Annotated in this window: 4 protein-coding genes; all 4 read left to right on the forward strand. The window is 43.2% G+C overall.

All coding sequences use genetic code 11. The annotated features are described in order from the left end of the window. Nucleotides 1–95 precede the first annotated feature (95 nt). Genes ggt through pcp form a run of 4 tightly spaced genes read left to right on the forward strand, consistent with a single transcriptional unit; the run spans nucleotide 96 to nucleotide 3,454 of the window. On the forward strand, nucleotides 96–1,706 hold the full coding sequence (gene ggt, locus V7147_RS18685; protein ID WP_335369345.1) for a gamma-glutamyltransferase: 1,611 nt from the start codon (nucleotides 96–98) through the stop codon (nucleotides 1,704–1,706). A 24-nt stretch (nucleotides 1,707–1,730) separates the two neighbouring features. Beyond that, a complete protein-coding gene (locus tag V7147_RS18690) occupies nucleotides 1,731–2,306 on the forward strand; it encodes a chromate transporter (RefSeq protein ID WP_335369346.1) in 576 nt (191 codons plus the stop codon). After that, a complete protein-coding gene (locus tag V7147_RS18695) occupies nucleotides 2,303–2,833 on the forward strand; it encodes a chromate transporter (protein WP_335369347.1) in 531 nt (176 codons plus the stop codon). The genes V7147_RS18690 and V7147_RS18695 overlap by 4 nt, the downstream gene beginning before the upstream one ends. 15 nt (nucleotides 2,834–2,848) lie before the next feature. Next, on the forward strand, nucleotides 2,849–3,454 hold the full coding sequence (gene pcp, locus V7147_RS18700) for a pyroglutamyl-peptidase I (RefSeq protein ID WP_335369348.1): 606 nt from the start codon (nucleotides 2,849–2,851) through the stop codon (nucleotides 3,452–3,454). Nucleotides 3,455–3,587 lie beyond the last annotated feature (133 nt).

Below are 3,587 nucleotides of genomic sequence, written 5' to 3' on the forward strand. Positions count from 1 at the left end.
AATCATAATTATATATAAAAAATTTCGTTTGTTAATTAATTTCCGTAAATTAACTAACAATTGTCAAAAAAGATACATAAAAAGGGGATTTGAAAATGAATTTGGATTACTTGAATTATCCGTATGCATCACAACGGATGGCGACTTTTGCGAAGAACGGGATGGTCGCGACATCACAGCCTTTAGCAGCACAGGCGGGATTAGATATTTTGAAAAAAGGGGGAAATGCGATTGATGCTGCAATTGCAACGGCAGCAACTCTAACTGTTGTTGAGCCGACATCAAATGGAATCGGGGGAGATGCTTTTGCACTTGTTTGGGTAAAGGGTGAACTGCACGGTCTAAACGCAAGTGGACCGTCACCAAAAAGCATTTCAATTGATGCCGTAAAATCAAAAGGGCATGAAAAAATCCCGACATTTGGCTTGATCCCTGTTACAGTTCCAGGCGTTCCAGCGGCATGGGCTGAACTGTCCCGACGTTTCGGTAAGCTCCCCTTAACAGAAGTGCTGGAACCGGCGATTAAGTATGCAGAAGAGGGTTTCCCACTTTCTCCTGTTCTAGCAAAATACTGGAAGGGTGCCTATAAAAGATATAAAGAAATTTTCACAACGCCGGAATATAAAAGCTGGTTTGACACGTTTGCTCCTGACGGTCGCGCACCGGAAATCGGGGAGGTCTGGAGTTCCGAAGACCATGCGAATACGCTACGTTCCATCGCGGAAACAAATGCGGAAAGCTTTTACAGAGGTGAGCTTGCTGATAAAATCGATGCCTTTTTCAAAGAACACGGGGGCTTCCTTTCAAAAGAGGATCTAATAGACTATAAGCCTGAGTGGGTGAAGCCAATCTCAGTCAACTACCGTGGCTATGATGTGTGGGAGATTCCGCCAAATGGTCAAGGAATCATTGCGTTGATGGCACTGAACATCTTGAACGGCTTTGACATCAAGGAAAAAGAATCGGTTGAAACCTACCATAAGCAAATTGAAGCTATGAAACTAGCATTTTCAGACGGTAAAAAATACGTGACAGACCCTGAAAAAATGTCAGTGACGTCAGCCCAGCTTTTATCAGAAGAGTTTGCGACACAAAGACGAAGCCTGATTGGAGAGGAGGCACTAACCCCAGAACCGGGAACACCTCCAAGTGGTGGAACTGTGTACCTTGCAACTGCCGATGGAGAAGGAAATATGGTGTCGTTCATTCAAAGTAACTACATGGGCTTTGGCTCAGGGATTGTCATACCAGGTACTGGGATTGCACTCCAAAACCGTGGTCATGATTTTTCGTTAGACCCAACTCACGAAAATGCATTAGAGCCTAGTAAAAAGACGTACCACACGATTATCCCAGGATTTTTAACAAAGGATGATGAAGCGGTTGGCCCATTCGGTGTCATGGGTGGTTTCATGCAGCCCCAAGGTCATGCTCAGGTTATTATGAATACAATCGATTTCCATTTAAACCCACAGGCAGCACTTGACTCGCCAAGATGGCAGTGGATTGAAGATAAAAAGGTGTTGGTCGAGCCAAACTTTCCAATGCATGTGGCGCAGGCACTTGCCAGACGTGGTCACCAAATTCAGGTAGCGCTAGATGGAGGCGGTTTTGGTCGTGGGCAAATCATTTGGAGAGACCCGAAGACAGGCGTTCTTGCTGGTGGTACGGAGGCAAGAACAGACGGTGGAATTGCCTCTTGGTAAAAAGAAATGAAATGAGATGATAATGTGAAACAGCTTGATATATTTATAGCATTTTTTCGTTCGAGTATTTTGGGATATGGGGGTGGTCCCTCTGCGATCCCTCTCGTTCATAAAGAGGTCGTCGAAAAGTATAAATGGATGAATGATGATGAATTTTCAGATGTACTCGCACTTGCAAACACATTACCCGGGCCAATCAATACGAAAATGTCAGGCTATATAGGTTATCGTGTGGGTGGGATTATAGGTATGTTAAATGCGGTGTTGGCTTCCATTGTTCCTACCATTCTACTCATGATCATTTTATTAACCTTTTTATCCTCATTAAAGGATCAGCCTTGGGTTCATGGGATGACAAGGGCGGTTATCCCGGTCGTTTGTGTGATGATGGCGACATTAACATGGGACTTTTTGAAAAAGTCAAAGGACTCTTTAGGCTGGAAAGGATCAGTGGGAATTATTGTCGTTAGTTTTCTTTTAATGGAGTTTCTCGGAGTTCATCCCGGAATCATCATTGTTGTGCTGTTAATCGCTGCACTCGTGAAAAAAGACAAAGCCCCGGAAATGCAGCAAGCGAAAGAAAAGGGGGTTGGCATGTGATTTATTTGCAACTTTTTTTAGCATTTTTTATACCTGGTATTGTTGGGTACGGCGGCGGCCCGTCATCCATTCCTCTTGTTGAAAATGAGGTCGTGGGGCGTTACGGGTGGCTAACAGTTTCGGAATTTAGTGAGGTACTCGCACTGGGGAATTCACTCCCAGGTCCGATTGCAACAAAAATGGCCGGTTATATTGGATATGATGTTGCGGGAATCCCAGGTTCCATTGTCGCAATCTTAGCTACGGTGGCCCCATCCTTAATTTTGATGATTGTATTACTAGGGTTTTTATATAGACACAAAGACTCACCAAAGGTAAAACGCATGTCGAACTATGTGCGCCCAGCAATCGCAGTATTACTAGGAACTTTGACGATTAGCTTTTTCACAACTTCCTATGTAGATGCCGGCTGGTTGCAAACGATTATGATCATTGTTGTAAGCTTTATTTTGATGGAAAAGATGAAGATTCACCCAGCCTATGTGATTATAGCGGCACTGGGGTATGGGGCGATTTTTCTAGCATAAAAGAGGTGAAGAACGTTGAAAAAATTATTACTAACAGGTTTTGAACCATTTTTAGAATTTCCGATCAATCCTACTGAAGAGGTTGTAAATGCTCTGAATGGTAAAACAATTGCTGGATATGAAGTGGTTGGAAAGATCCTTCCTGTTGATTTTGAAGAATCAGCCAAACAATGTTTAGGACATTTGGACGAATATAAGCCCGATTTCGTGATTTCCCTTGGTCTCGCAGGTGGAAGAAATAATATTACACCGGAACGTATTGCGATTAACTGTCGGGATGGAGCGGTTGATAATCGTGGTGTGAAACTGCAGGACTCTCCAATCGAAGAAGATGGTCCTGATGGCTATTTTTCAACTTTGCCAATCCGTAAGTTTGTCAATGCAGCTATGGAAAAAGGCTTTCCAGCGGCAATTTCAAACACAGCTGGAACTTACCTATGCAACAATGTAATGTATTCGATTTTACACAAAATTAACGAGGTGAGTCTGCCTGTTCGCGCCGGCTTTATCCACATTCCTGCATCACATGAACTTGCGCTTAAAAATCCAAATCTACCAAGTTGGTCGCAAAGGGATTTGATTGAAGCAATTGTTACAATGATTGAAGTGTTGGACAAGTAAATTAACTTTATTCAGTCGGGGATGAAACCCCGACTGAATAAAGTTAAAGCCTCCGGCGGATGCCTCGATTTTTTTAGAAGAAGCTTTTCGAGACAGTAAGATCAAAGACGAAGAATGCCACTTCCTGTGGCAA

Origin of the sequence: Bacillus sp. JJ1521 (genome assembly GCF_036965165.1) — a bacterium.
Taxonomy (GTDB): domain Bacteria; phylum Bacillota; class Bacilli; order Bacillales; family Bacillaceae_L; genus Ferdinandcohnia.

Excerpts from the sequence above, each read along its gene's own strand:
- ggt (WP_335369345.1), top strand. The coding sequence starts at position 96 with ATGAATTTGGATTACTTGAATTATCCGTATGCATCACAACGGATGGCG.